The 23,339-nt window shown below is 68.0% G+C and carries 28 protein-coding genes; 14 read left to right on the forward strand and 14 right to left on the reverse strand.

The features are described from left to right. Window positions 1-20 precede the first annotated feature (20 nt). The 9 genes from bfr to A5702_RS25910 all read left to right on the forward strand — a co-directional run bounded on the left by bfr (window position 21) and on the right by A5702_RS25910 (window position 8,287). Window positions 21-500, forward strand: coding sequence for a bacterioferritin (gene bfr, locus A5702_RS20280; protein ID WP_055405255.1), 480 nt, complete (start codon window positions 21-23; stop codon window positions 498-500). A gap of 84 nt (window positions 501-584) precedes the next feature. After that, window positions 585-2,657, forward strand: coding sequence for an MDR family MFS transporter (locus A5702_RS20285; RefSeq protein WP_068223106.1), 2,073 nt, complete (start codon window positions 585-587; stop codon window positions 2,655-2,657). 29 nt (window positions 2,658-2,686) lie between these two features. Next, window positions 2,687-3,181 carry a carboxymuconolactone decarboxylase family protein gene (locus tag A5702_RS20290; protein ID WP_068223150.1) on the forward strand — a complete coding sequence of 165 codons (495 nt, stop codon included), beginning with the start codon at window positions 2,687-2,689 and terminating at the stop codon, window positions 3,179-3,181. Between the two features lie 55 nt (window positions 3,182-3,236). Beyond that, window positions 3,237-4,118 (forward strand): TIGR03854 family LLM class F420-dependent oxidoreductase, encoded by an 882-nt coding sequence (locus tag A5702_RS20295; protein ID WP_068223116.1) that lies wholly within the window; start codon window positions 3,237-3,239, stop codon window positions 4,116-4,118. A gap of 33 nt (window positions 4,119-4,151) precedes the next feature. After that, complete coding sequence (locus A5702_RS20300) at window positions 4,152-5,504, forward strand: glutamine synthetase family protein (RefSeq protein WP_068223117.1); 1,353 nt, start codon at window positions 4,152-4,154, stop codon at window positions 5,502-5,504. 10 nt (window positions 5,505-5,514) lie between these two features. Beyond that, on the forward strand, window positions 5,515-6,624 hold the full coding sequence (locus A5702_RS20305) for an amidohydrolase family protein (protein WP_068223120.1): 1,110 nt from the start codon (window positions 5,515-5,517) through the stop codon (window positions 6,622-6,624). A gap of 30 nt (window positions 6,625-6,654) precedes the next feature. After that, window positions 6,655-7,497, forward strand: coding sequence for a lysophospholipid acyltransferase family protein (locus A5702_RS20310; RefSeq protein ID WP_067821257.1), 843 nt, complete (start codon window positions 6,655-6,657; stop codon window positions 7,495-7,497). Then, entirely contained in the window at window positions 7,497-7,931 is a 435-nt protein-coding gene (locus A5702_RS20315; RefSeq protein WP_055403426.1) for an SRPBCC family protein, read from the forward strand. The genes A5702_RS20310 and A5702_RS20315 overlap by 1 nt, the downstream gene beginning before the upstream one ends. 107 nt (window positions 7,932-8,038) lie before the next feature. Beyond that, a complete protein-coding gene (locus A5702_RS25910) occupies window positions 8,039-8,287 on the forward strand; it encodes a DUF3761 domain-containing protein (protein WP_082956141.1) in 249 nt (82 codons plus the stop codon). A 155-nt stretch (window positions 8,288-8,442) separates the two neighbouring features. Here A5702_RS25910 and A5702_RS20320 read toward each other — a convergent pair whose 3' ends face one another. The 9 genes from A5702_RS20320 to A5702_RS20360 form a co-directional block, all read right to left on the reverse strand. Continuing rightward, entirely contained in the window at window positions 8,443-9,375 is a 933-nt protein-coding gene (locus A5702_RS20320; RefSeq protein ID WP_068223123.1) for a DMT family transporter, read from the reverse strand. Window positions 9,376-9,408: 33 nt separating this feature from the next. Further along, window positions 9,409-9,648, reverse strand: coding sequence for a hypothetical protein (locus A5702_RS20325; RefSeq protein WP_068223126.1), 240 nt, complete (start codon window positions 9,646-9,648; stop codon window positions 9,409-9,411). A 278-nt stretch (window positions 9,649-9,926) separates the two neighbouring features. Then, window positions 9,927-10,370: a limonene-1,2-epoxide hydrolase family protein gene (locus A5702_RS20330; protein ID WP_068223130.1), complete on the reverse strand. Its 444-nt coding sequence runs from the start codon at window positions 10,368-10,370 to the stop codon at window positions 9,927-9,929. Window positions 10,371-10,431: 61 nt separating this feature from the next. Beyond that, complete coding sequence (locus A5702_RS20335; RefSeq protein WP_068223151.1) at window positions 10,432-11,757, reverse strand: cytochrome P450; 1,326 nt, start codon at window positions 11,755-11,757, stop codon at window positions 10,432-10,434. 53 nt (window positions 11,758-11,810) lie between these two features. Then, window positions 11,811-12,233, reverse strand: a complete 423-nt coding sequence (locus tag A5702_RS20340; RefSeq protein ID WP_055403430.1) for a lipoprotein LpqH — start codon at window positions 12,231-12,233, stop codon at window positions 11,811-11,813. A 13-nt stretch (window positions 12,234-12,246) separates the two neighbouring features. Further along, window positions 12,247-13,080, reverse strand: coding sequence for an SDR family oxidoreductase (locus A5702_RS20345; RefSeq protein ID WP_068223132.1), 834 nt, complete (start codon window positions 13,078-13,080; stop codon window positions 12,247-12,249). Between the two features lie 6 nt (window positions 13,081-13,086). Next, window positions 13,087-13,560 carry an SRPBCC family protein gene (locus A5702_RS20350; protein ID WP_156669687.1) on the reverse strand — a complete coding sequence of 158 codons (474 nt, stop codon included), beginning with the start codon at window positions 13,558-13,560 and terminating at the stop codon, window positions 13,087-13,089. Between the two features lie 27 nt (window positions 13,561-13,587). Further along, window positions 13,588-14,037, reverse strand: coding sequence for a resuscitation-promoting factor RpfC (rpfC, locus tag A5702_RS20355; protein ID WP_231965116.1), 450 nt, complete (start codon window positions 14,035-14,037; stop codon window positions 13,588-13,590). A gap of 93 nt (window positions 14,038-14,130) precedes the next feature. Beyond that, on the reverse strand, window positions 14,131-14,712 hold the full coding sequence (locus A5702_RS20360; RefSeq protein WP_068223141.1) for a chorismate mutase: 582 nt from the start codon (window positions 14,710-14,712) through the stop codon (window positions 14,131-14,133). 44 nt (window positions 14,713-14,756) lie between these two features. Here A5702_RS20360 and A5702_RS20365 point away from each other — a divergent pair, with 44 nt between their 5' ends. Then, window positions 14,757-15,374, forward strand: coding sequence for a hypothetical protein (locus A5702_RS20365; RefSeq protein WP_197506649.1), 618 nt, complete (start codon window positions 14,757-14,759; stop codon window positions 15,372-15,374). A gap of 81 nt (window positions 15,375-15,455) precedes the next feature. Here A5702_RS20365 and A5702_RS20370 read toward each other — a convergent pair whose 3' ends face one another. Continuing rightward, complete coding sequence (locus A5702_RS20370; protein WP_067819066.1) at window positions 15,456-16,445, reverse strand: esterase family protein; 990 nt, start codon at window positions 16,443-16,445, stop codon at window positions 15,456-15,458. Between the two features lie 564 nt (window positions 16,446-17,009). Here A5702_RS20370 and A5702_RS20375 point away from each other — a divergent pair. Then, window positions 17,010-18,116 carry a hypothetical protein gene (locus tag A5702_RS20375; RefSeq protein WP_068223144.1) on the forward strand — a complete coding sequence of 369 codons (1,107 nt, stop codon included), beginning with the start codon at window positions 17,010-17,012 and terminating at the stop codon, window positions 18,114-18,116. Window positions 18,117-18,127: 11 nt separating this feature from the next. On the opposite strand, the gene A5702_RS20380 is transcribed toward A5702_RS20375, so the two are convergent. Genes A5702_RS20380 through A5702_RS20390 form a run of 3 tightly spaced genes read right to left on the reverse strand, consistent with a single transcriptional unit; the run spans window position 18,128 to window position 20,998 of the window. Continuing rightward, on the reverse strand, window positions 18,128-18,676 hold the full coding sequence (locus A5702_RS20380; protein ID WP_068223147.1) for a YceI family protein: 549 nt from the start codon (window positions 18,674-18,676) through the stop codon (window positions 18,128-18,130). A gap of 13 nt (window positions 18,677-18,689) precedes the next feature. Beyond that, on the reverse strand, window positions 18,690-19,703 hold the full coding sequence (locus A5702_RS20385) for an alcohol dehydrogenase catalytic domain-containing protein (RefSeq protein WP_068223149.1): 1,014 nt from the start codon (window positions 19,701-19,703) through the stop codon (window positions 18,690-18,692). Window positions 19,704-19,714: 11 nt separating this feature from the next. Then, a complete protein-coding gene (locus tag A5702_RS20390; RefSeq protein ID WP_055403439.1) occupies window positions 19,715-20,998 on the reverse strand; it encodes a cytochrome P450 in 1,284 nt (427 codons plus the stop codon). A 211-nt stretch (window positions 20,999-21,209) separates the two neighbouring features. Here A5702_RS20390 and A5702_RS20395 point away from each other — a divergent pair, with 211 nt between their 5' ends. Genes A5702_RS20395 through A5702_RS20405 form a run of 3 tightly spaced genes read left to right on the forward strand, consistent with a single transcriptional unit; the run spans window position 21,210 to window position 22,198 of the window. Then, complete coding sequence (locus tag A5702_RS20395) at window positions 21,210-21,608, forward strand: hypothetical protein (RefSeq protein ID WP_055403440.1); 399 nt, start codon at window positions 21,210-21,212, stop codon at window positions 21,606-21,608. Between the two features lie 11 nt (window positions 21,609-21,619). Beyond that, window positions 21,620-21,910: a hypothetical protein gene (locus tag A5702_RS20400; protein WP_055403441.1), complete on the forward strand. Its 291-nt coding sequence runs from the start codon at window positions 21,620-21,622 to the stop codon at window positions 21,908-21,910. A 57-nt stretch (window positions 21,911-21,967) separates the two neighbouring features. Then, window positions 21,968-22,198, forward strand: coding sequence for a hypothetical protein (locus A5702_RS20405; RefSeq protein WP_055403442.1), 231 nt, complete (start codon window positions 21,968-21,970; stop codon window positions 22,196-22,198). A gap of 6 nt (window positions 22,199-22,204) precedes the next feature. Here the strand turns inward: A5702_RS20405 and A5702_RS20410 are convergent, their stop codons facing one another. After that, complete coding sequence (locus A5702_RS20410) at window positions 22,205-23,335, reverse strand: nitronate monooxygenase (protein WP_055403443.1); 1,131 nt, start codon at window positions 23,333-23,335, stop codon at window positions 22,205-22,207. Window positions 23,336-23,339: the final 4 nt, after the last annotated feature.

Below are 23,339 nucleotides of genomic sequence, written 5' to 3' on the forward strand. Positions count from 1 at the left end.
GTCACCGTAGGGGAGTGAAGATGCAAGGCGATCCGGATGTTTTGCGCCTGCTGAACGAGCAGCTGACCGGCGAGCTCACCGCGATCAACCAATATTTCCTGCACTCGAAGATGCAGGACAACTGGGGGTTCACCGAGCTCGCCGAGCACACCCGGGCCGAATCCTTCGATGAGATGCGGCACGCCGAGGCCATCACCGACCGCATCCTGCTGCTGGACGGGTTGCCCAACTACCAGCGCCTCTTTTCGTTGCGCATCGGCCAGACACTGCGCGAGCAGTTCGAGGCCGACCTGGCGATCGAGTACGAGGTGATGGACCGGCTCAAGCCCGGCATCATCATGTGCCGCGAGAAGCAGGACACCACCAGCGCCAATTTGCTGGAAGAGATCGTGGCCGACGAGGAAAAGCACATCGACTACCTCGAGACGCAGCTGGAGCTGATGGACAAGCTGGGCGTGGAGCTCTACTCCGCGCAGTGCGTGTCCCGGCCGCCGAGCTGACCCGGCCCACGCCTTTCGCCGGTTTTGGTTGCCACGGGTTGACACTGGGCACTCACTACCATCGAAAGCCGTGGGAAGGCGGGCATGACGAGGGCAACACCAGCGGCGGCTGAAACCGGCGGCACGTCGGATTCCGAGCCCGGGGACGTCGCGGTCGACCCGCAGCGACGCAATTTCATCTTTGTCGCGGTCCTGCTCGGCATGCTGATGGCCGCGCTGGACCAGACGATCGTGGCGACCGCGCTGCCGACCATCGTCGCCAATCTCGGTGGCGCAGGCCATCAATCGTGGGTGGTCACCAGCTACCTACTCGCCTCGACCATCATCACCGCCCTCGTCGGCAAGTTCGGTGACCTGTTCGGCCGCAAGCGGGTGTTCCAGGCGGCCGTCGTGTTCTTCGTAGCCGGATCGGTGCTGTGTGGGCTCTCCAGCTCGATGGGCATGCTGGTGGCGGCACGGGCGCTGCAGGGCATCGGCGGCGGCGGGTTGATGGTGACCGCCATGGCGCTGATCGGCGAGGTGATCCCGCTGCGGGACCGCGGCCGCTACCAGGGCGCGATGGGCGCGGTGTTCGGCGTCACCACCGTGATCGGCCCCTTGCTCGGCGGCTACTTCACCGACCACTTCACCTGGCGCTGGGCGTTCTGGATCAACGTGCCGATTTCGGTCGTGGTCTTCTTCGTGGCGGCCGCCGCCATCCCGGCGCTGTCCGAGCGCACCAAACCGGTCATCGACTACACCGGGATCCTGTTCGTCGGCCTGGGCGCCGCCGGGCTGACGCTGGCCACCAGCTGGGGCGGCACCACCTACCCGTGGGGATCGCCCACGATCATCGGCCTGTTCGCCGGCTCGGTGATCGCGTTGTGCATCTTCGCCTGGGTGGAAAGCCGCGCCGCCGCGCCGATCCTGCCCACCCGGCTGTTCGGCAGCCCGGTGTTCACGGTGTGCTGCGTGCTGTCCTTCGTGGTGGGTTTCGCGATGCTGGGCGCCCTGACGTTCCTGCCGACGTACATGCAGTTCGTCGACGGCGTCTCGGCCACCACATCGGGCCTGCGCACGTTGCCGATGGTGATCGGGATGCTGATCACTTCGATGGGCAGTGGTGTCATCGTCGGCCGCACGGGCCGATACAAAGTCTTTCCCGTCGCCGGCACCGCCGTCATGGCGGTGGCGTTCTTTCTGATGTCGCGGATGGACCCGTCCACATCGACGTTGGTCCAATCGCTGTTCCTAATCATCCTCGGCGCGGGGATCGGGATGTGCATGCAGACCCTCGTCCTGATCGTGCAGAACACCGTGAGCTTCGACGACCTCGGCGTCGCGACCTCCGGCGTCACCTTCTTCCGCACGATCGGCAGCTCGTTCGGCGCCGCCATTTTCGGTTCGCTGTTCACGAACTTCCTGCACAGCCGGATCGGCCCGGCACTGGTGGCCAGCCGCGCGCCGGCCGCGGCCGCCGCGTCGCCGGAGGCCTTGCACCGGCTGCCCCGCCAGGCGGCCGCCCCGATCGTCGCGGCCTACGCCGAGTCGCTCACCCACGTGTTTTTCTGCGCGGTTCCGGTCGCGCTGGCCGGCTTCGTCCTGGCACTGTTCCTGCGGGAGATCCCGCTGCGCGAAATGCACGACAGCACAATCGATCTCGGCGACGCGTTCGGCATGCCGAACACCGAGACACCGGATCAGATGCTGGAGGGCGCGGTCGAACGCATGCTGCGCGGGGTGCCCGGCATGCGATTGCGCAGCATCGCCATGCGACCCGACTGCCGACTCGACGTGGCCGGATTGTGGGGCGTCCTGCGCATCAACCGCTACGGACAGATGTACGGCACGGCCCGGCTCACCGACATCGCCGACTACCTGCGGATACCGTTCGAGGTCTTGGAGCCCACCTTCGCGCGCCTGATCGCGACCGGATACGCCAGGGGCGACGGTGACCAGATGTGGCTGACGCCGGCCGGCGCCCAGCAAGTGGACTACGTGCACTCGCTGCTGGTGGGCTGGCTGGTCGACAAGCTCGCCCGGTCACCGGGATTCGACGGACGACCGGATCGTCGCGTGGTCGAAGCGGCGCTGAATCGCGTCGCGGGGCGCGTTCTCGCGCAACGGGACTGGAGCGACGACCGGCCCACCACCAAGATCGCGGTGCCCACCCCCTGAAACGGGCGGTGCGGGCGTACCATCACGCCATGAGCCGAATCGGAACATTTGCTGACGACGACCTGGCCGGCTGGTTCGCGAAGTCTCCCGACATCGGCGGCGCCCTGGGCGGCTTCAGTAACGCGGTCTACACGAAGAACCGGTTGCCGCTGCGCACCCGCGAGCTGGCGCGCGCGGTGATCGCCCACCGCAACGAATGTGTGGTCTGCGTCAACACCCGCGACGAAGACGGCCCCGCCGCCGGCGTCGACGAGCAGTTGTATGACCACGCGCTTGAGTGGCGCACCTGGCCCGGCTACAGCGAACAGGAGCGGCTGGCCGCCGAGTTCGCGGACCGATTCGCCACCGACCACACCGCCCTGCGCGACGACGAGGATTTCTGGAGCCGTTGCTCGGCACACTTTTCCGACGAGCTGCTGGCCGATCTGGCGCTGTCCTGCGCGCTGTGGGTGGGCATGGGTCGCGTCTTGCGCACGCTCGACATCGGGCAGGCCTGCAAACTGACGATTCCCAGCCGGGCGTAGCCGCGGCTCGTCGTCTTCCGGGCACAAACCGCGGCGCCGCCGCGTTGCGCTAGGCGTGAAGATCCGTTTCGGCGTCGGACTGGGCGCGGACACCGCACCAGATCAGTTGGCGCCCATCGTCGATCGTCTCGAGGCCGGCGGCGTGGATTCGCTGTGGTTCTCCGAGCTGGTGTACTCCCCGGCGGTCGACCCGGTGGTCGGCATGGCCTACGCGCTCGCCCGGACGACCCGCCTCAAGGTCGGCACCTCGGTGGCCGTGCTGCCCGGGCGGCATCCGGTGCTGGTGGCCAAGCAGCTGGCATCGCTGGCGGCCGTCGCACCGAAGCGGGTGCTGCCCGTCTTCGGCCTGCGGTCGGCGATCCCGGCCGAGCGGGAGGTTTTCGTGGTGCCGGACGGGGAGCGCGCCGCGGTGTTCGACGAGGCGTTGCGGGTGCTGCGCGCGACGTTGGTCGAGGATCGGGCGAGCTATTCGGGTCGGTATTTCTCCGTCACCGGGGCGTCGGTGCTGCCCAGGCCCACGCCCCCGCTGGACATCTGGGTGGGCGGCTCGTCGCCGGCGGCGTACCGGCGCATCGGGGCCTTGGCCGACGGCTGGCTGGGCAGTTTCCTCACCCCGGCCGAGGCGCGGGCGGCCCGCGAGGCGATCCAGCGCGCCGCGGCGCAGGCGGGCCGCGAGATCGAACCCGATCACTTCGGCATCTCGTTGGCCGTCACCGACGGCGAGCTGCCCGCCGGACTGGCCGCGGCCGCTCGGCAGCGGCGCCCGGACGTCGACCCCGCCGAGCTCATCGCCGCCGGTTGGGACCAGCTGCACCGACAACTCGACGCCTACATCGACGCGGGATTGACTAAATTCGTGATCCGGCCGGCGGGGGGCGCGCCGCTGGACGGCTTCCTCGATCGGTTCGTCACCGAGCTGACCGCCCGCCAGAACTGAATTCGGCGGCCTCGAGGCTGCACAATGACTGCCATGACCGGCACACCGCTTGCCGCCGCGGCGATCGCCCAGCTGGAGGCCGAGGGCGTCGACACCGTGATCGGCACCGTGGTGAACCCCGCGGGGCTCATCCTGGCCAAGACGGTCCCGCTCCGGCGGACGAACGCGTTCGCCAATCCCGGCCTCGGCGCCAGCCCCTCGTGGCACGCCTTCGCGATCGACCAGAGCGGCATCGCCTTCACCCCCGATGTCGGGGTGATCGGCGACCAGCGCCTCCGCATCGACCTGTCGGCGATGCGCATCGTCGGCGACGGGCTGGCGTGGGCGCCCGCCGGGTTCTTCGAGCAGGACGGCGCGCCCGTTCCGGCCTGCGCGCGCGGCACGCTGAGCCGCGTCGAGGCCGCGCTGGCCGAGGCCGGTGTCGAGGCGCTGATCGGGCACGAGGTCGAATTCCTGCTGGTCGCCCCCGACGGTGCCCGCCTCCCGTCGACGCTGTGGGCGCAGTACGGGCTGGCCGGCATCCTCGAGCACGAGGCGTTCGTCCGGGACGTGACCCGCTCGGCGGCGGTGGCCGGCATCGCGATCGACCAGTTTCATCCCGAGTACGGCGCCAACCAATTCGAACTGTCCGTGGCGCCCCAACCGCCGGTGGCCGCCGCCGACCAGCTGGTGTTGTTGCGGCTCGTCATCGGCCGCGTGGCGCGCCGCCACGGGCTTCGCATCAGCCTCTCGCCCGCGCCGTTCGCCGACGGCGTCGGATCCGGTGCGCACCAACATTTTTCGCTCACCATGTCGGAGGAGCCGCTGTTCTCCGGTGGCGCGGGCGCGCGCGGCATGACGGTGGCGGGAGGGAGCGCCGTGGCGGGGGTGGTCCGCGGACTGCCGCAGGCGCAGGCCGTGCTGTGCGGGTCGATCGTGTCCGGCCTGCGGATGCACCCCGGCAACTGGGCCGGCGCCTACGCGTGTTGGGGCACCGAGAACCGCGAGGCGGCGGTGCGATTCATCGAGGGCGGGCCCGGCAACCCGCGTGGCGGGAACGTCGAAGTCAAGATCGTGGACCCCTCGGCGAACCCCTACCTGGCGTCGGCGGCGATTCTGGGGCTCGCGCTGGACGGCATCAACCGCCGAGCGCCGCTGCCACCGGAGATCACCGTCGACCCGGCCACCCTGTCCGATGCCGATCGCGAGCGCGACGGGATCGCCACCCTGCACCGGCAACAGGCGGAAGTCATTGCCGCACTGGACGGCTCGGAGCTGATGCGGGGCATATTGGGCGATCCAACGGTCGACATGGTGGTCGCGGTGCGGCGCCTGGAGCACGAGCGGTACGGCGGCCTGGAGGCCGAGCAACTGGCGGACAAGTTCCGCATGGCCTGGAGCGTGTGACGGGCTCGTCATGGCGCCTGATTCCTCCGCGTTGGCCCGGCACATCGGCGAAGTGGCCCTGATCGACCAGCACGCGCACGGATGCTGGTTGACGGCGGGGGACCGGCGGCGGTTCGAGAACGCGCTCAACGAGGCCAACACCGAGCCCATCGCGGGGTCGGGCTTCGACTCTCAGCTCGGCTTCGCCGTGCGCGCCCACTGCGCCCCGCTGCTGGGCCTGCCCAAACATGCTGAGCCCCAATCCTATTGGGATCGCCGCAGCCAACTGAGCGAGGCCGACCTGGCCCGGACGTTCCTGCCGGCCGCCGGAGTCAGCGACTGGCTGGTGGACACCGGGATCGGCGCCGACACCGCCGGGCCGGCCGAGATGGCGAACCTCTCCGGCAACCGCGCCCACGAGGTGGTGCGCCTCGAGCAGGTCGCCGAGCAGGCCGCGCGGGCGCCGGGCGACTACGCGAGCGCCTTCGAGGACATCCTGCGCCGGCGCACGGCGACGGCGGTGGGCACCAAGTCGATCCTGGCCTACCGGGGCGGCTTCGACGGCGACCTGAGCGAGCCGTCACCGGCGCAGGTGACCGAGGCCGCCGCCCGGTGGCGCGACGCCGGCGGCACCCGGCTGCAGGACCGGGTGCTGCTGCGCTTCGGTCTCCATCAGGCGCTCCGACTGGGCAAGCCCCTGCAATTCCACGTCGGCCTCGGCGACCGGGACTGCGACCTGCACAAGACCAACCCGTTGCTGCTGCTCGACTTCCTGCGGCGGTCCGGGGACACCCCGATCGTGCTGCTGCACTGCTACCCGTACGAGCGGGAGGCCGGCTACCTGGCGCAGGCCTTCAACAACGTCTATGTCGACGGCGGACTGACCGTGAACCAGCTGGGCGCGCGGTCACCGGCGTTCATCGCCCGGCTGCTCGAGCTGGCCCCCTTCGGCAAAATCCTGTACTCGTCGGACGGGTTCGGCCCCGCCGAACTGCATTTCCTCGGCGCGGCCCTGTGGCGCAGGGCAATTCATCGCGTGCTGCGGAACTTCGTGGCCGACGGCGATTGGAGCGCGAGCGACGCCATCCGGGTGGTCGACCTGATCGCCCACGGCAACGCCGCCCTCCTCTATGGCGTTTGACGTGCGGTAGCACCGGGGTACCCCGCCCCAATGGCGACCATGGGCGACGTCTTGAACTGGGCCCGCGATCAGGTCGTGTCGCGGGTGCCCAAAGCCGACCTCGATCAGCGCGATCCGGACTACATCCGCGACCAACTTCCGGGGACCTGGCTGCTGGCGTCGCTGTACTTCCGCGCGGACGTGCGGGGCCTGGACCGCATCCCGGCCGAGGGGCCGGTGCTGCTGGTCGGCAACCACAGCGGCGGCAACGTGCCCCCGGACACGTTCGTTTTCACCCTCGCGTTCTGCTCCTACTTCGGCGTCGAGCGGCCCTTCTATCAGTTGGCCCACAACCTCGTCGTCTCCGCGCCACCGCTGGGCTGGCTGCGCAAGTTCGGCACGGTCGCCGCCAACCCCGAAAACGCCCGCCTCGCACTGGAATCCGGGGCGGCGCTGCTGGTCTACCCCGGCGGCGACTACGAGGTCTTCCGCCCGTCGTGGGAACGCCACACCGTCGACTTCGGCGGCCGCATGGGCTACGTGCGGCTGGCCCGCGAAACCGGCGTGCCGATCGTTCCCGTCGCCAGCGTCGGCGGCCAGGAGAGCGCGCTGTTCCTCAACCGCGGGCAGTGGCTGGCCAAGCTGCTGATGGCCGACAAGCTGCTCCGGCTCAAGAGCATCCCGATCTCGCTGGCGCTGCCGTGGGGCCTCAACATCAGCGACCTGGCGGGCCACATTCCGTTGCCGACCAAGATCGTGATCGAGGTGCAGGACCCGATCGAGGTCGACGGCTCGGAATTCGAAGACCAAGCGGTGCACGACAAGGTCATGGCCAGCCTGCAGGGCGGTGTCGACCGGCTGGCCGCCGAGCGACGATTCCCGGTGATCGGCTGATGCGCGTCGAACGTCGCTGCGTCATCAACGCCGACCGCGACGCGGTCTGGAAGATCGTCAGCGACCCGGACTGCTACCCGTCGTTCATGACGAACTTGGAGCGCTGGGAGTCGTCGAACGACAAGCCGGCCGGCGTCGGCGCGCGCTACACCGTTCACTGGAAGATCGGCTCGGTGCCCGTGGGTGGGCTGATCGAGGTGGTCGAGTTCGACGAGGGCCGGGACCTGGCCTGGGTCGGCATCACCGGGGTCACGCTGCGCGGACGGATCCGGTTGCGCGACCGCGGCGACGGCTGCACGAAGGTGACGTTCCGGCTGTCGTATCAGGCGCCCGGGGGCCTGCTCGGGTACATCGCTGACCGGATCGCCGTGCGCCAGGTGGGACGCACCGTCGCCGACACTCTCAAACGCCTGCGGAAGCTCGCCGAGTCGTAGGCGAATTTTTCCAATTCACCCCCCGAGAAATCCCCGCGCGGCATAGGCTCCGATCGACGAATCGGGCAACGTCACCATCCATCGCAGGACCAGAAGGATTTGGGAGCATGTTGCTTCGAGCGACTCTCGTCGCCGCCGTCGTCGCCGCCGCCGCAAGCGGTCTGGCAGCACCGGCCCACTCATCGCCCGGCTGTTACATCGCCAGTTCCGGCGATTGCGTGCCCTATCCGCAACAAGGCCCGTCACAGCCACCCGGTGCCACCGCGAAATGCGCGGACGGCAGCTGGTCGTTCAGCGAACACCCGCATTCGGGCGGCACCTGCCACGGACACGGGGGAGTCCAGCAGTACTTGTAGCCGTCGGCGATGACCGGCGCTGCTCCCAAGCGATCGGATGGTCGGAGGACGAGGGGTGACCATCCGAACGCCCAAGCGCCGGCATCGCCGAACATCCTGTGGCGCAACAGGATTAGCGTCGGCGGAGGGCCGAATGCAGGCCGCTGACCGGCCGGTCAGACCAAGGCCGGCGCGCCGAACACCCAGCCGGTGTCGGCATTGGCCGAGGTTTGCGCGTTTTGCTCACTACTGAACGCCCCCGTATGGGCCTCGCCGCGGGCCAGCGCCACTATCGCGACAATCACCACTATCGCCGCCGACGCCAGGACGATTACGCCCACGCCGTCGGCGTTCAGGGTCTCGCCGAGCACCACGATGCCCAGAACCGATGCCACCGCCGGTTTGGCCACGGTCACCGACGGCAGTGAGGCGGTCAGCGCACCGGCGCGAAACGAAGACTGCTGAAAGACCATCCCCGCCAACGCCGCCAGTATCCAGACATAGAATTCCGGCGCGCACAGCAGCGCCCCGAAACCGTGTCCGGCCGCCGCGACGACGGCTTTGGTCAGCACCGCGAACAGGGCCAGCGACGAACCGGCCACCACCGCCAGCAGTACCGCCGCACGCGGACCGGGCCACTTGCGCGCACCCAGGACACAGAACACCAGTAGCGGACCCAACACCAGGGCCACCAGAGTCCAGGTTGCCGGCGACCCCTGCGACTGCCCGGCCGTCGGGTCGCCAACCGTGACGACCACCGCCAGAGCGACGGCGAGCACCGTCGCCCACATCCACTGCCCGCGGGTCACCCGCTGACGGGTCAGCCGCGCGTTGACCGGCAGGGCAAATAGCAGCGCCGTCACCTGCAGCGCCGTCACCAACATCACCGACCCGACCTCCAGCGCGGCGGCTTGCAGGCTGTAGTTGGCAACGGCACCGCCGCCGCCAAGCCACCACCGGGTGTCGCGCAACGACATGCGGAACAACTCCCAGTGGCCGACTGGCTCGTCGGTGACCTCATGCGCGGACTGTTGACGGCTCACCGCGCCGATCGCGGATGCCAGCGCGGCGCACAGGGCGAGCACAACCGCGATCTCCGACTTCACCATGGGACCTCCTCAAGATTCCGAGACCACTTCGGGCTAGACCCCGAAGTAGACGGCGTACCTGCTCGTCGCCAGCGCTTTCAACAACCACAGGACCAGCCCGGTGCCGGCCAAGGTGCCACCAGTCACAGCCACGATGAAGGTGGCCCGCAACGCCGACCGGAGAGGGTTCTGCTGGTCGGCGGCGATCGACGGGTGGATGTTGCTGGCGGTCACGGCATCGTCGACGTCCTTTCGGTCATGTGCATCGTCGTTGCGCGGTTCATGCCGAATCATGAAGAAAATGGTGATGGACGAAGCACTGCTCCCGGAATCACCGGGAAGCCAGATTGGGTTGCCTCTAGGGATAGAGTTTCATATCCATTTGGTAAGCATCTCGCGTGCCCGCCCCGCGTAAGAGGGCTCGCCGTTGACCAACCCGCCACGGCGACAACGTGGTGGCGCGCGCCGACGCGTCTCTCAGTCTGGCCACCCAGCCCTGAACCTTCCACTTGGTCAGTTCTGGGGGAGTGCTCGTGCGCTCACACCGGGAGAGAAATGAGGGGACGGGTCCGCTAGACCAAGCTCGTCGCGTCGAAGATCCAGCTGGTGTCGGCCGTCGCGAGGTTCTCAAAGTGGTTCGGGGGAGCGAAGCTGACGAGACTGTTCATGTCCCAATAGTCTTTCCAGACGGTGATTTTCCCGTCCGCGACCTTATGGACGGTGACGAACCTCAGCACGCCCTGCTCGCCCGTCTCGAACGTCCACGTCTCGGAGTGCTCGTACAGCACGTCGGAACCGTTGGACACCAGCACGCCGTCGTGGTTCTCGTAACCGGCCAGCGGCTCGAGGCCCATCTTCAGCCGCTTGACGATGTCTTCGGGTCCGCGCGCCGACAAGGCGGGCACCGGCATGTCGGCGTAGAGGCAGTCATCGGACAGGAAAGTTTTGACCGCCTCCCAGTCCCGCCGCGAGAGCGCCTGCCATAGCCCGAGTACGACATCCTCGACCGAGATCATAGACACGTCTGTCATAGCGCAAATAAACTCGGTAACTCCCCGGGTGTCAACAGGGGATGCCCTAGCCGTCGACGCGGGCCATCGACCGGGCCGGCCCCAGCGCCACCGGCAGCGACGACCAGCCGCGCAGCACGCGGGTATCGCGCCGGCTGCCCGCGCCCGCCGCGCGGACCTCGGGGAACCGGTCGAAGAACGTGCGCAGCCCCACCTCGCCCTCGGCGCGCGCAAGCGCCGCACCCAAACAGAAGTGCCGGCCGCCCGAGAACGCGAGATGCCTTCCCGCGTTGGGCCGTTCGATGTCGAAGCGGTGCGGCTCGGCGAACACCGCCGGATCGCGGTTGGCGGCGGCCAGATAGACCAGCACCAGGTCGCCCCGGCGAAGCTGCTGACCGGCCAGTTCGACGTCGCCCAGCGCCACCCGGGCGGTCAGCTGCACCGGCGACTCCAGCCGCAGTATCTCCTCGACGGCGTTGGGCCATAGCTCGGGCCGGTGGCGCAAGGTGTCAAGGCGGTCGGGAGCGTCCAACAGCATGCGAATCCCGTTGCCCAGCAAGTTGACCGTGGTCTCGAACCCGGCGGCCAACACCAGCCCGGCGATCGCTTGCAGCTCGTCGGAGTCCAAATACGTTTCGGCGGAGCCGCTTTCGGCGATCTGGATCAGTTGGCTCATCAGGTTGTCGCTCGGGTTGCGGCGCAACTCGCTCAGGTGCCCGGCGAGCCACGAGCTGAAACCTTCCAGCCCTCGCTGCACGCTGCGGTACTGCCGCCAGGTCAGCCCGATGTCCAGGCTGGGAGCGGCGAGTTCGCCGAACTCCAGCACGCGCCGCCGGTCTTCGGCGGGGACGCCGAGAATATCGCTGATGATCGCCACCGGCAGCTGCGAGCAATACCGGCCCACAATGTCGACGACCTGTCCGGATTCGGCTGCCAGCCGATCCAACAGGTCGGCGGCGGTCTGCTGCACGCGATCGCGCAACGCCGCGACCGCCCTGGGGGTGAACACCGCCGACACCGTCTTGCGATAGCGGGTGTGGTCCGGCGGCTCGACGGCGAGCAACGACGGCGCGCGAAGCGGATGCAGCAGGTCGTCGCGCGTGCGCTCCTCCAACCGGCGCAACGGCCCCGGCAGGTTCGACCCGAACACCAGCACGCGGAAGTCGTCGGAGCGCAGCAACTCATGCGCGAGCGCGTGGTCGGCCGTCAGATAACTGACGCGGCCCTTGACCAGCGGGCCGGCGGCGCGCAGTTCGTCGTAGTAGGGCACCGGGTCGGCGGCCACCCTCGGATCGGCGATCAACCTGGCGTGCAGGTCACCCCGCCGCACCCCCAGCGTCGCGACGCCCCGGATGAAGCCGTGCATCGCCAACCAGTGCAAACGTTCCTTCACCGGCCCCTCCATCGCTCGATGTCACCGAGCCTAGGCCCGCACCCCGGACGGCGTCAGCACTCGGCGATGATCTTGAACTCGGTCGTGATCACCTTGTTGGGGTTGTTGCTGCTGTTGATGCCGTACGCGCTGCCGCTGATCGTGTACGCGTCGTTGGTGACGTCGGCGTGCGCGTCGCCCACCCCGCCCGCCCAGAAGCTGCCGGTGAACCCGTCGACGTTGCGGATCTTCACCCACTGGGGCATCACCCGATAACCGCTGGTGAGCACCACGGCCTCCACCGAGCCGTCGCGGTCCTTGATGTCGATGGTGCGGTACTGCTGGGTCTGGCTGCACGACGGCGGGCGTGTCGTATGACTGGCACCGTCGATGGTCAGGCGCGCGGCCTTGCGGGGCGTGGTTTGGGCCTGCCCGCATCCGGCCACGCCGACGCACGCGAGCACCACGAAAACGACCGCGAGTAACCGGTTTCGCACCGGTTCACCTCCTTCACTGCCGCGCCGGCATCACTCCGGGCAGGGATTTGACGATGCTGCGTCGCACGAACTCCGGGCTCAAACCCTTGAACAGATCGATCATGCGAATGCCCTTGGGCACGTACCAATGCAGCCGCTTCGGGTTTTGATAAGCCTGCCAGGCGACCTCGGCGACGCTGCTCGCGGGCATGAGCCGAAACAACCCCTTCTTGGGGGCGCTGGCCCGAACGTCGTCGGCGGTCCTCGGCGCAAGCCCATCGTCGGAGTGGTTGGTCGTCGTGGTGAGGATGCCGGTGTCGATCAGGCCGGGAAGCACGTCGGCGACGCGGACCCCATGCCGGTGCCACTCCACGCTGAGCGCCTCGGTCAGGCCTTTGACGGCATGCTTGGTCGACGAGTAGACGGCCAGGCGCGGCATGCCGTAAGTCCCCGCCGACGAGGACGTCGAAAACATCAGGCTGCCGGGAGCCTTCTTCAGGTACGGCAGCGAGGCGTAGGCGCCGGTCAGCACCGCCTTGTAGTTGATGTCGACGACGCGCATCGCGGCCTCATAGGGCACGTCCTCGAACCATCCGGTTTCCCCGATGCCGGCGTTGTTCCACATCATGTCGAGCCCACCGTCGGGGTTCTCGGCGCAGAAGTCGGCCAGGGCGCCCTCCAGCGCGGCTTTGTCGGTCACGTCGACCTGGCGGGTCCACAGCCGCTCCGCGCCCAGTTCCGACTGCAGCGTCGGTAGGCCGTCGGCGTTGCGGTCCACGGCACCGACCCGCCAGCCCTTGGCGTGGAAGAGCTTTGCCCCCTCCCGGCCCATGCCGCTGCCGGCGCCGGTGATGAAGATCGATTTCACGGCGCGTCAGCCGGCCTCGACCACATCTTTGATGCGGTTCAGGGTTTTGGTCATGTCGCGGACGTTGCGTCGCTTGCGCAGAAATCCACCGAACAGCCAGTAGACGCCGAGCCACGGCGCCGGGCTGAGCCGGAAGGACTCTGTCACGTCCGTGCCGCCGTCGCTGGGTGCCAGGCGGTAGTGCCAGTTGTTGACCGCCCGGTCGCCGAGCATCACCGCGAATCCGAACTCGCGACCCGGCTCGCACGCGGTGACCTCACACGTCGTCCAATACACCGGCCCGATCTCGTTGCGCCGCACATGGCCGCGGAATTTCGCGCCGAGGGCCGGGCCCCTCGCGTCGCCCAGCCACTCGGCCTCAAACACTTCGGGGGAAAACCGTCCGATGTTGCCGACGTTTGCGATCAGGTCCCAGACCTTGTCCGCGGACGCCGCCATATGAACCGTCGCCGAACCTTCCATGGCCTGATCCAAACACAGCTTTCGGCTCGGTCATAGCCTTGATCGTCAGTGCGGCGCCGCCGCCTGAATCAACCCGTTGATGATCTCCTTGATGCCCTGGGCGGGGTGCGAGTACCACCCGATCGGCAGGCCCGATTGGGCGCCGCACTTCGGCCACGCCTCCACGCCCTGGTCAGCGAAAACCCGGTTGGCTACGGCGATTTGCTGCTCGCGGGACGCGGCGGCGGGGTTGCCGACGCCGCCGTATTGGGCCCAGGTGGCCGGTTTGAATTGGAGTCCACCGTATTCGCCGTTCCCGGTGTTGGCGTGCCAGTTGCCACCGGACTCGCACTGGGCGACCGCGTCCCAGTTGGGGGTGGGGGCGGCGCTCACCTCGCCGGCGGAGAAGGCTATCGGCGCTGCAACGAACCCGCCGACCGCCAGGGACTTGACGAGAGGCTTGCAGAGATTTTTCATGCCCTGGATTTCGGCCGCTGTGGCCAAAGCGTTACCCATTCGAAAATGGCGCGAGATATGCCTTTGATCTGCGCAAACGGCGTTTTCCGGCGGCGAGAAGAAAGTGTTAGAAACTGTTGAGGAAAAAATAAATTATTGCTGGCAATATGACCGCGTTGCTAACGCCAGCGCCTGTTGATAGAGACCGTCGAGCCCCCGCTTGCCGACGACGCCGCGCGTGGCCAGGTCGAGCTGCGCGGGGCAGGCCGGTGAATGCAGCAGGTCCCAGTGGGCGACGAGCTGGCTCAGCATCGTCTGGTTGAGGCCGTCGATCGCCGACCGCGACACCGACAGGTCGGGCGATGCGCTCGGGGCGGCCGCGGGATCAAGCTTCCAGTCCGCGAACCGGCTGTATTCGATGCCCTCGGTGGCGCGGATCTGGTCGCCGAAAACCGCAGTGACGTAATCGGGGTCGACGCGTCGATCGGAGGCCTGGCCGGCCAATTTCGCGAGTTCCTGCTGGACCCGCTCCGGGTCTTCGATGGCCCCGTGGGTGTTCCACTTGAACGCGGCCACCGGTTCGGCGATCTGCAACCGCTGCGCGGCGGCGTCGACCAGCCCGGCCAGTGCGCTCGTGTCGTCGGCCGGCGCCGGCGGCGCGAACAGGATCGCCAGCCCGGCGAGCAGTCCGCCGCAGCGGGCCATCAGCGTGACGCGGCCGCCGGTCATGACCATGATTGTGCGGCAGCCGGGCCCTTCGGAGTTAGCCTGAGGTGCTGATGTCGCCGACCATGAACCGTCGCGGTGCGCGCCGCGGTGACGAAACGCCGCAGAAGTCGTTGCGCTCGAAGAAGATTCGTGCGCTGATCGTCGTTGCGCTGGCCATTCCCTTGCTGCTGGGGGCGGGGTTCATTCTGCTGGAGCGCCTGCACTCGACGGCCGCCGACGCCCTGGACCATCCCGCCAATCCGGTCGGTGACGACCAGTCGAGGGCTCAGGTCGTCCAGTCGACCCAGAGCATCGTCGCCACGGCGGGCCTGCGGGCGTCGTCGGCCGGCTACTCGCTGATGTCCTGCAAAAACCGTGACGACCCGCCGTATCAGGGCGCGATCTACCTGACGTTCTGGCTGCCCGACGCCGCATCGACCGACAACTACTTCGCCGCAATCGCCGCGTCGCTGACCGGGCACGGCTGGGCCGAGGGTTTACCGCCCAACAATCACCCGCTCGCCAAGACGTTCACCAAGGACGCCGTCACCGCGATCGTCTACCGGCACGACGACGACTTGCACCTGGGCGTCGTACGCGTCTACGGCGAGTGCCGGAACATGAACGACCACCGCAGGGACGCGACGGCCTGGACCGACATCACCGAGCAGTTCGCCAAAACGGGTTGATCGCCACCCGGCCGATAACGCACTACTGCGCCCGACGGCGTCGTCGTCGGGCGCAGTAGCGACCTCGGGGCAGGTGAGGGTCTAGCCGCCGCCGCCGGGGGTAGCGCCCAGGCTGCTCTGCAGGTCGCCCTTCATGGCGTTGAGCTGCGCTCCCCAGTACTCCCAGCTGTGGGTTCCATACGGCGGGAAGTTGAATACGGCGTTGTGGCCGCCGGCCGCGTTGTAGGCGTCTTGGAACTTCTTGTTGACGCCGATCATGAAGTTGCTCTCCAGGAACGTGGCCGGCAGGTTGGCGCCGCCCAGTTCGTTCGGAGTCCCGTTGCCGCAGTACACCCAGAGCCGGGTGTTGTGTTCGACGAGCAGGTTGACGTTGACCAAGGGGTCGTTGCGCTGCCACGCGGGGTCGTTGTCAGGCCCCCACATGTCTTCCTTCTTATAGCCACCGGCGTCACCCATCGCCAGACCTATCCAGCCCTGCCCGGTGGACGGGCTGAGGTAGCCGGACAGCGAGCCGGCGTAGATGAACTGACCGGGGTGGTAGTTCGCCAGGTTCATCGCGGAAGCGCCCGCCATCGAGATGCCGACCGCGGCGCTGCCGTTCGGCTTGACGCTCCGCTCGGACGACAGGTACCCGGGCAGTTCGCTGGTCAGGAACGTTTCCCACTTGTAGGTCGAGCAGCCGGCCTTCCCGCACGCGGGGCGGTACCAGTCGGTGTAGAAGCTGGACTGCCCGCCGACCGGCATGACGACCGAGAGACCCGACTTGTAGTACCACTCGAACGCGGGCGTGTTGATGTCCCAGCCGTTGTAGTCGTCCTGGGCGCGCAACCCGTCGAGGAGGTACACCGCCGGGGAGCCGCTTCCGCCGCTCTGGAACTGGACCTTGATGTTGCGGCCCATCGAGGCGGACGGGACCTGCAGGTATTCGACGGGCAGACCCGGCCGCGAAAACGCGCTCGCGGTCGGCGCACCGCCGGCAAGATTGATCAGGCCCGGCAGGGCCACTGCCGCTGCCGCACCGACTAATAGCCGGCGCCCCCAGGCCCGGACCTTCTCGCTCAGTTCTGTCATACCTGCCCCTTGTCGTGTGTGACCGTGGTCTCAGGCTGGAATTTACCGTGAAAAAGCCCCGAATGTCGATCGGGACGCGGGGACATCTCGATTTGGTATCGCTTTTTTCCACCAATTTCGCGGGCCGGGATAACGGCGCACCGGTGCGCATGCGTCCCCCCGGGGACCCTCGCGGCGCGGAAACGCCTGGCAGCGAGCGGTCACATCGGTGCGCGCCGGGCAGGACAAAGCCGTTTCTCGGCCCCCAGGGACGACGGCCGGGACCGTGACGCACCAAACGCCGCCAAAAAGGCCGATTCGTCGGGCAAGGCATTTATCGCCGCGACAACACGGCGGCCGTTTCCCACCTGCGCGTCCGGTGGATCCGGCCCGGGCGGCCGTCCGGCGATGTCGAACCGGCGCAGCCGGACTTGCGCCGACCGCGTAGGCTCTCTCGGAGCAAGCCGATGAAAGACCACGTTATCTCGGGTCCGTTCCGGCTCTCACCAACCGCCTCACCAGGGTTTTCCGGTGCGTCGTGCGGGTGAGGGCGCCGGGGCCCCGGGACCGATTGGGGCATAAGTTTTGGACACGGTACTTGGGCTATCAGTGACGCCGGCCGCCGTTGGGTGGGTTCTCGCTGAGGGACACGGCGCAGACGGCACCATCCTGGACCACCAGGAGCTGGAGCTGCCCGCCGGCCGCGGCCCGCACGCCGCCAGTACCGCGGAACAGGTGACGGACGAGATATTGCGGGTGGAGGCGCAGGCCGCCGCCAGCGACCACCGGTTGCGGGTCATCGGGGTGACCTGGACTGACGAGGCGTCCGCGCAGGCCGCGCTGCTACTGGAAGCGCTCACCGACGCCGGATTCGACAACGTCGTCCCCGTCCGGTCACTCGACGCCATCGAGACCCTGGCCCAGGCCATCGCACCGGTCATCGGCTACGAACAGACCGCCGTCTGCCTGCTCGAACGGGATTCGACGACCGTCGTCATGGTCGACACCCACCACGGGGAGACCCAGACGGCGACCAAGCAGGTGCGAGGCGGCTTCGACGGCCTGACCCGCTGGCTGACCGGCATGTTCGACCGCAACGGCTGGCAACCCGGCGGGGTTGTCGTCGTCGGCGCGCACAGCGACATCGACGGTTTCTCGTGGCAGCTGGAAAAGACGCTGCCGGTGCCGGTTTTCGTGCAAACGATGGCGCAGGTGACCGTCGCGCGGGGTGCGGCGCTGACCGCCGCCCGAAGCACCGAGTTCACCGACGACCAACTGATCGTGCCCCCGAGCCAACCCGTCGCAACGCCGCAGGCGCAGCGCAAGCTGCCCTACGCCGGGGCGGTGACCACCCTGGCCGCCGGTGTGGTCACCTTCGTCTGCTCGATATCGCTCGCGGTTGGCATTCAGCTGGCGCCCGCGAGCCAACCGGCGCAACGGCACACGGAGCACGCGCCGGCCCCACAGACCGCGGAGGCGGTGGCCCCGCCCCCGGTCGTCGCGCCGCTGACCCCGCAGGCGAAGGTTCCCACCGCGGAACCGGTTACGGAGCCCGCCGCCCCGGAGGCGCCGCCGGCGGACCCCGGCAACCGGCAGCCCTACCTGACCAGAGTGCTCGAGCACATACCGGGCGACGCCGGTGACCCGACGGGCGACTCGGCACCGCAGGCGCCCGCCCAGCCGCAGCCCTGACAGCCGGTCGGTCAACCGTCCTTCGCGTGAATTGCGCTGCAGGACACCGAAACCTCGTCGGCGACCTGGACCGACCCCATCAGCAGCGAGTACGGCTTGACGCCGTAATCGGTTTGCCGGACCGTGGATTCGACCGACATTCGCCACCGCGCACCGAGATCCTCGGTGCGCACATCGACGACGTGCTCGCGGGACTTGCCGCGAATGTGCAGCTTCCCGCTCAGGCGGTAGCCGTCGTCGGTCTTGCCGACGGTGTCGGCGGCGAACCGGATCTCGGGATAACGCTTGGCGTCCAACGACTTCAACGCGTTCGACTTCACCAGGACCTTCTCCGGCCCGGACAATCCCTTGACCCCGCCCTCGCCCTGCAACACCTCGAACGAATCGACGTCCACGGTCAGCTCCGCGGACACCGGTTGGGCGCCGGCCCACACGACCGTGGCCTCCCAGCGCGTCATCGCGATGGTGAGCCGATGTCCCATTCGCGCCGCCCGGCCCGCGACGCCGGTGCGGATCAGCAGCTCACCGTCGGCTGCGGTCAGCGTCCACTGGTCGGTCACAGCCCGACTGTAGTCACATCGTCAAAACGGTGCGGTAGTGCGCTCGCCCCTGCTCCAGCGCCGCATAGCCCTCGGCCGCCCGCTGAAGCGGCAGCTCCTCGATCCACGCCCGAACACCGGACAGGACCGCGAAATGCATAGTGTCCTCGACGTCTTTGGCCGTGCCGGAGGGATGGCCGACGATGCTGACCCCCGGTGTGATCAGCTGGATGGGACTGATCGGCAACGGTTCGGGCGTGACGCCGATGGTGACGAGCTCGCCCTGCGGCGATATCCCGCCGACGGTCGCGGCCATCGCCCGCGAGTTGCCCGCGGTCGCCAGCACGACCGCCGCGCCGCCCAGCGCCTTCAGCGCTTCGGCGGGATCGGTGGCGGTGGAGTCGATGTAGTGGTGGGCGCCCAACTTTCGGGCGTCCTCCTCTTTGCCGCCGCCGCGCGCGATCGCGATGGTCTCGAAGCCCATCGCCCGGGCGAACTGCACCCCGAGGTGCCCCAGCCCGCCGACACCGAGGATGGCGACCCGGTCGCCGGGCACCGCCTTCGTGTGCCGCAAGGCGTTGTAGGTGGTGACGCCGGCGCAGCCCATCGGCGCGGCCTCCGCGTCGGAAAGCCCCGACGGTATGCGGGCGAGCGCACTCGCCGGGACGGTCACCGATTCCGCGTATCCGCCCGGGTATTGATAACTCGGGACCTTTCCGTTCTCGCAATGAATGAAGCGGCCTTTGCGGCACTCGTCGCAGTGGTAGCAGCACCCGCCGAACCACCCGACCGCGACGCGATCGCCGACGGCGAAACCCTGGACACCATCGCCGAGTTCGGCGATGGTTCCGGCGATTTCGTGCCCGGGCGTCAGCGGCCAAGTCATGCCGGGGAAGCCGCCCGAGACGAAGTGCGCGTCCGTGCCGCAAATGCCGCAGGCGGTGACCGTCAGGCGCGCCTCATCGCGACCCGGCGACCGGGTTTCGACATCGACCAGTTCTAGCGGTGCCCCGGCCGACTTGACGTGAACAGCTCGATGGGTTGCCATGGAAGTTGATGCTACTGTGCGGCACCAGCTTTCGCGCCGTTGGTGTGGTAGTCGACCTGCCAGTGCTTGATCCCGTTGAGCCAGCCCGACCGCAGCCGTTCGGGTTTGCCGATCGATTCCAGGTTCGGGATGCCGTCGGCGATCGCGTTGAACATCAGGTCGATGGTCATGCGGGCAAGGTTGGCGCCGATGCAATAGTGCGCGCCGGTGCCGCCGAATCCCACGTGTGGGTTGGGGTCGCGCAGGATGTTGAAGGTGAACGGGTCGTCGAACACATCCTCGTCGAAATTGGCCGAGCGGTAGACCATTACCACCCGCTGACCCTTCTTGATCTGCACGCCGGACAGTTCGTAGTCCTGCAGCGCGGTGCGCTGGAACGACGTGACGGGGGTGGCCCACCGGACGATCTCGTCGGCCGCGGTGGCCGGGCGCTCCCTTTTGAACAGCTCCCACTGGTCCGGGAAGTCGGTGAAGGCCATCATGCCCTGAGTGATGGAGTTGCGGGTGGTCTCGTTGCCCGCCACCGCCAACAGGATCACGAAGAAACCGAACTCGTCGTCGGAGAGCTTGTGGCCGTCGATGTCGGCCTGCACCAGCTTGGTCACGAGGTCTTCGCCCGGGTTCTTCGCCCGGTCGGCGGCCATCTGCATGCCGTACATGATGAGTTCGACCGAGGCGGTGATGGCGTCGTTGTTGGCGAATTCGGGGTCCTGGTCGCCGACCATTTCGTTGGACCAATGAAAAAGCTTCTTGCGCTCTTCCTGTGGCACACCCATCAATCCGGCGATGGCCTGCAACGGCAGCTCGCATGACACCTGCTCGACGAAGTCGCCGCGACCCTGTTCGGCCGCTTCCTCCACGATGCGCCGGGCGCGCTCGGCGAGGTCGCCGCGCAGGCGCTCGATGGCGCGGGGAGTGAAGGCGCGCGAGATGATCTTGCGCAGCCGGGTGTGCTGCGGCGCGTCCATGTTGAGCAGGACGTACTTGCCGCGTTCGATCTGCTCGCCGACCGTGCCGTCCTTGTAGCGCGGAAGCGCGGTCTTCTGCAGGCTGGAGAAGACGTCGCTGCGCAGCGAAATCTCTTTGACGTCTTTGTGCTTGGACACCACCCAGAAGCCGCCGTCGTCGAATCCGCCCGCCCCGATCGGCTGCTCGTTCCACCAGATCGGCGCGGTCCGCCGCAGCTCGGCCAGTTCCTCCACCGGTAGCCGCTCGGCGTGGATGTCCGGATCGGTGAAGTCGAATCCGGGCGGGAGATTGGGGACCGGCTTGGCGGTTGGCTCGACGGTTGGCATTGCCCGCTCCTCGATGACGAAGTGGTCTAGTCGTCTTTGTGCAAATAAACCATTGCCGCACCACCGTTGGGAAGCATTGGCGCAAGATCGCCGGGCGCGAATTGGAACGTGTTCCTCGTCCGCCGGCGGCCGTGCCGATACGGTCTTGTGGCGGGCGGCCCGATGGATATGCTTTGGTGCAGGTCACCGGCGACGACAAGCGGGGTGGAAGATGATTCGGGAATTGCTCAGCGCCGCTTCATTGGCGGGCATCGCGATCGGCGTGGCGCCGTGCGCCTCGGCCGGCTACGACGGCGACGTGCCGAACATGAACTATCAGGCCTCGTTGGGGGCGCCGTGCGACAACTATGAGCGGTTCATCTTCGGCCGCGGGCCCAGCGGCCAGGCCGAGGCGTGCCACTTCCCGCCGCCCAACCAGTTCCCGGCGGCCACCACCGGCTACTGGGTCATTTCCTATCCGCTGTACGGGGTGCAGCAGATCGGCGCGAAGTGCCCTGGGCCGCAAGCCGCGGCGCAGTCGGAGGCCGGCCTGCCGATGCTGTGCCTGGGCGAGCGGGGCTGGCAAGAGGGCTGGTTCACCGGGGCGGGATTCTTCCCGCCGGCTGGATGATCGGCTGAGCCATGAACGACGGGCAGCCCGGCGCACCCCCGGTGCCGCGCTGGCTGCGCTTCGTGCTGGCGTCGGACCGTGCCGGCTCGGCGTGGTACATCGGGACCGGATTCTTTTTCGCGCCGGTGCTGGCGGTGCTGTCGCCGTGGCCCGCGGTCACGGCCGTCCTGTGGGGAATCATCGCGCTGACCGGGCTGTGGCTGGGGCTGCTCGGCATCGCGATGGCCGTCGGCCTGGCCCGGATACTGCGCTCCGGCGCCGAGATCCCCGAGTCCTACTGGCGCACCTTGGTGAACTACTAGCGCCGCGCGCCCGGACTAGAGTCATAGCGACTGTCCGGTGACTAGAGGAGACGCGAGATGGGCTTCACCCCGAAAGATGCGGTCGACGCGGCCAAGGACATCGCGACCAACGCGGTCGAGAAGGCCTCCGACATCGTCGAACACGCCAGCGACATCATCCGCGGTGACATCGCCGGCGGTGCCAGCGGCATCGTTCAAAACTCGATCGAAATCGGCACCTACGCCGTGGATCGGGCCAAAGAAGTGTTCACCGGCCACGACGAAGGCGACGACGTAGACGACGTCTAGCGATCGTCAGACGGAGGCGGCCTCGTTGAGCTCGTCGAGCCGGTTGGTCGCCTCGAGGTACTCCTGCACCCAGCGCTCGATGACGGTCGCGGTCTTTTCCACCTTCTGGAACTGACCGACGACCTGTCCGACCGGGTTGAACGCGACATCGACGGACTCGTTGGGGTACCGGTTGGTGGCCCGCACCGCCATGCCGGAAACCATGTACTGCAGCGGCATGCCGAGCGGCTTCGGGTTGTCCGGCTGCTCCCAGGCCTCGGTCCAGTCGTTGCGCAGCATCCGGGCCGGCTTGCCGGTGAACGAGCGGCTGCGGACGGTGTCGCGGCTGCCCGCCTTGATGTAGGCCGCCTGCTGAACCGGGGTGTTGGACGACTCCTCGACCATCAGCCACTGGGAGCCCGTCCACGCGCCCTGGCAGCCCAGCGCCAGGGCCGCGGCGATCTGCTGGCCGCTGCCGATGCCGCCCGCGCCGAGCACGGGGACGGGGGCGACCTCCTTGACCACCTGCGGCCAGAGCACGATCGAGCCCACCTCGCCGCAGTGGCCGCCGGCCTCGCCGCCCTGGGCGATGATGATGTCGACGCCCGCGTCGGCGTGCTTGCGCGCCTGCGAGGGGGAGCCGCACAGCGCGGCCACCTTGAGCCCCGCGTCGTGGATGTGCTTGATCATGTCGGCCGGGGGAGTGCCGAGCGCGTTGGCGATCATCTTCACCTTCGGGTGCTTGAGCGCCACCTCGACCTGCGGTGTCGCGGTCGCCTCGGTCCAGCCGAGCAGCTGCAGGCTGTCGCCGTCGCTGTCCTCGATCGGCACGCCGTGGTCGGCGAGGATCTTCTTGCCGAAGTCGAGATGCTCCTGGGGCACCATCTTGCGCAGCGTCTCGGCCAGCTCTTCGGCCGACAGGTGCGAGTCCATGCCCTCGTACTTGTTCGGGATCACGATGTCGACGCCGTAGGGGTGGTCGCCGATGTTCTCGTCGATCCAATTGAGCTCGATCTCGAGCTGCTCGGGCGTGAAGCCGACCGCGCCGAGCACGCCGAACCCCCCGGCCTTGCTGACCGCGACGACGACATCTCGGCAGTGGGTGAACGCGAAGATCGGAAACTCGATACCAAGCTCATCGCAGATGGCGGTGTGCATGCCT

Source organism: Mycobacterium sp. E3339 (genome assembly GCF_001666915.1).
Taxonomy (GTDB): Bacteria; Actinomycetota; Actinomycetes; order Mycobacteriales; family Mycobacteriaceae; genus Mycobacterium.

Bases quoted from the DNA above. Each gene is read 5' to 3' on its own strand.
- bfr (WP_055405255.1), top strand. From the start codon at position 21: ATGCAAGGCGATCCGGATGTTTTGCGCCTGCTGAACGAGCAGCTGACC.
- A5702_RS20285 (WP_068223106.1), top strand. From the start codon at position 585: ATGACGAGGGCAACACCAGCGGCGGCTGAAACCGGCGGCACGTCGGAT.
- A5702_RS20290 (WP_068223150.1), top strand. From the start codon at position 2,687: ATGAGCCGAATCGGAACATTTGCTGACGACGACCTGGCCGGCTGGTTC.
- A5702_RS20300 (WP_068223117.1), top strand. From the start codon at position 4,152: ATGACCGGCACACCGCTTGCCGCCGCGGCGATCGCCCAGCTGGAGGCC.
- A5702_RS20305 (WP_068223120.1), top strand. From the start codon at position 5,515: ATGGCGCCTGATTCCTCCGCGTTGGCCCGGCACATCGGCGAAGTGGCC.
- A5702_RS20310 (WP_067821257.1), top strand. From the start codon at position 6,655: ATGGCGACCATGGGCGACGTCTTGAACTGGGCCCGCGATCAGGTCGTG.
- A5702_RS20315 (WP_055403426.1), top strand. From the start codon at position 7,497: ATGCGCGTCGAACGTCGCTGCGTCATCAACGCCGACCGCGACGCGGTC.
- A5702_RS25910 (WP_082956141.1), top strand. From the start codon at position 8,039: ATGTTGCTTCGAGCGACTCTCGTCGCCGCCGTCGTCGCCGCCGCCGCA.
- A5702_RS20320 (WP_068223123.1), bottom strand. From the start codon at position 9,375: ATGGTGAAGTCGGAGATCGCGGTTGTGCTCGCCCTGTGCGCCGCGCTG.
- A5702_RS20325 (WP_068223126.1), bottom strand. From the start codon at position 9,648: ATGATTCGGCATGAACCGCGCAACGACGATGCACATGACCGAAAGGAC.
- A5702_RS20330 (WP_068223130.1), bottom strand. From the start codon at position 10,370: ATGATCTCGGTCGAGGATGTCGTACTCGGGCTATGGCAGGCGCTCTCG.
- rpfC (WP_231965116.1), bottom strand. From the start codon at position 14,037: ATGGGTAACGCTTTGGCCACAGCGGCCGAAATCCAGGGCATGAAAAAT.
- A5702_RS20360 (WP_068223141.1), bottom strand. From the start codon at position 14,712: ATGGTCATGACCGGCGGCCGCGTCACGCTGATGGCCCGCTGCGGCGGA.
- A5702_RS20365 (WP_197506649.1), top strand. From the start codon at position 14,757: ATGTCGCCGACCATGAACCGTCGCGGTGCGCGCCGCGGTGACGAAACG.
- A5702_RS20370 (WP_067819066.1), bottom strand. From the start codon at position 16,445: ATGACAGAACTGAGCGAGAAGGTCCGGGCCTGGGGGCGCCGGCTATTA.
- A5702_RS20385 (WP_068223149.1), bottom strand. From the start codon at position 19,703: ATGGCAACCCATCGAGCTGTTCACGTCAAGTCGGCCGGGGCACCGCTA.
- A5702_RS20390 (WP_055403439.1), bottom strand. From the start codon at position 20,998: ATGCCAACCGTCGAGCCAACCGCCAAGCCGGTCCCCAATCTCCCGCCC.
- A5702_RS20395 (WP_055403440.1), top strand. From the start codon at position 21,210: ATGATTCGGGAATTGCTCAGCGCCGCTTCATTGGCGGGCATCGCGATC.
- A5702_RS20400 (WP_055403441.1), top strand. From the start codon at position 21,620: ATGAACGACGGGCAGCCCGGCGCACCCCCGGTGCCGCGCTGGCTGCGC.
- A5702_RS20405 (WP_055403442.1), top strand. From the start codon at position 21,968: ATGGGCTTCACCCCGAAAGATGCGGTCGACGCGGCCAAGGACATCGCG.
- A5702_RS20410 (WP_055403443.1), bottom strand. From the start codon at position 23,335: ATGCACACCGCCATCTGCGATGAGCTTGGTATCGAGTTTCCGATCTTC.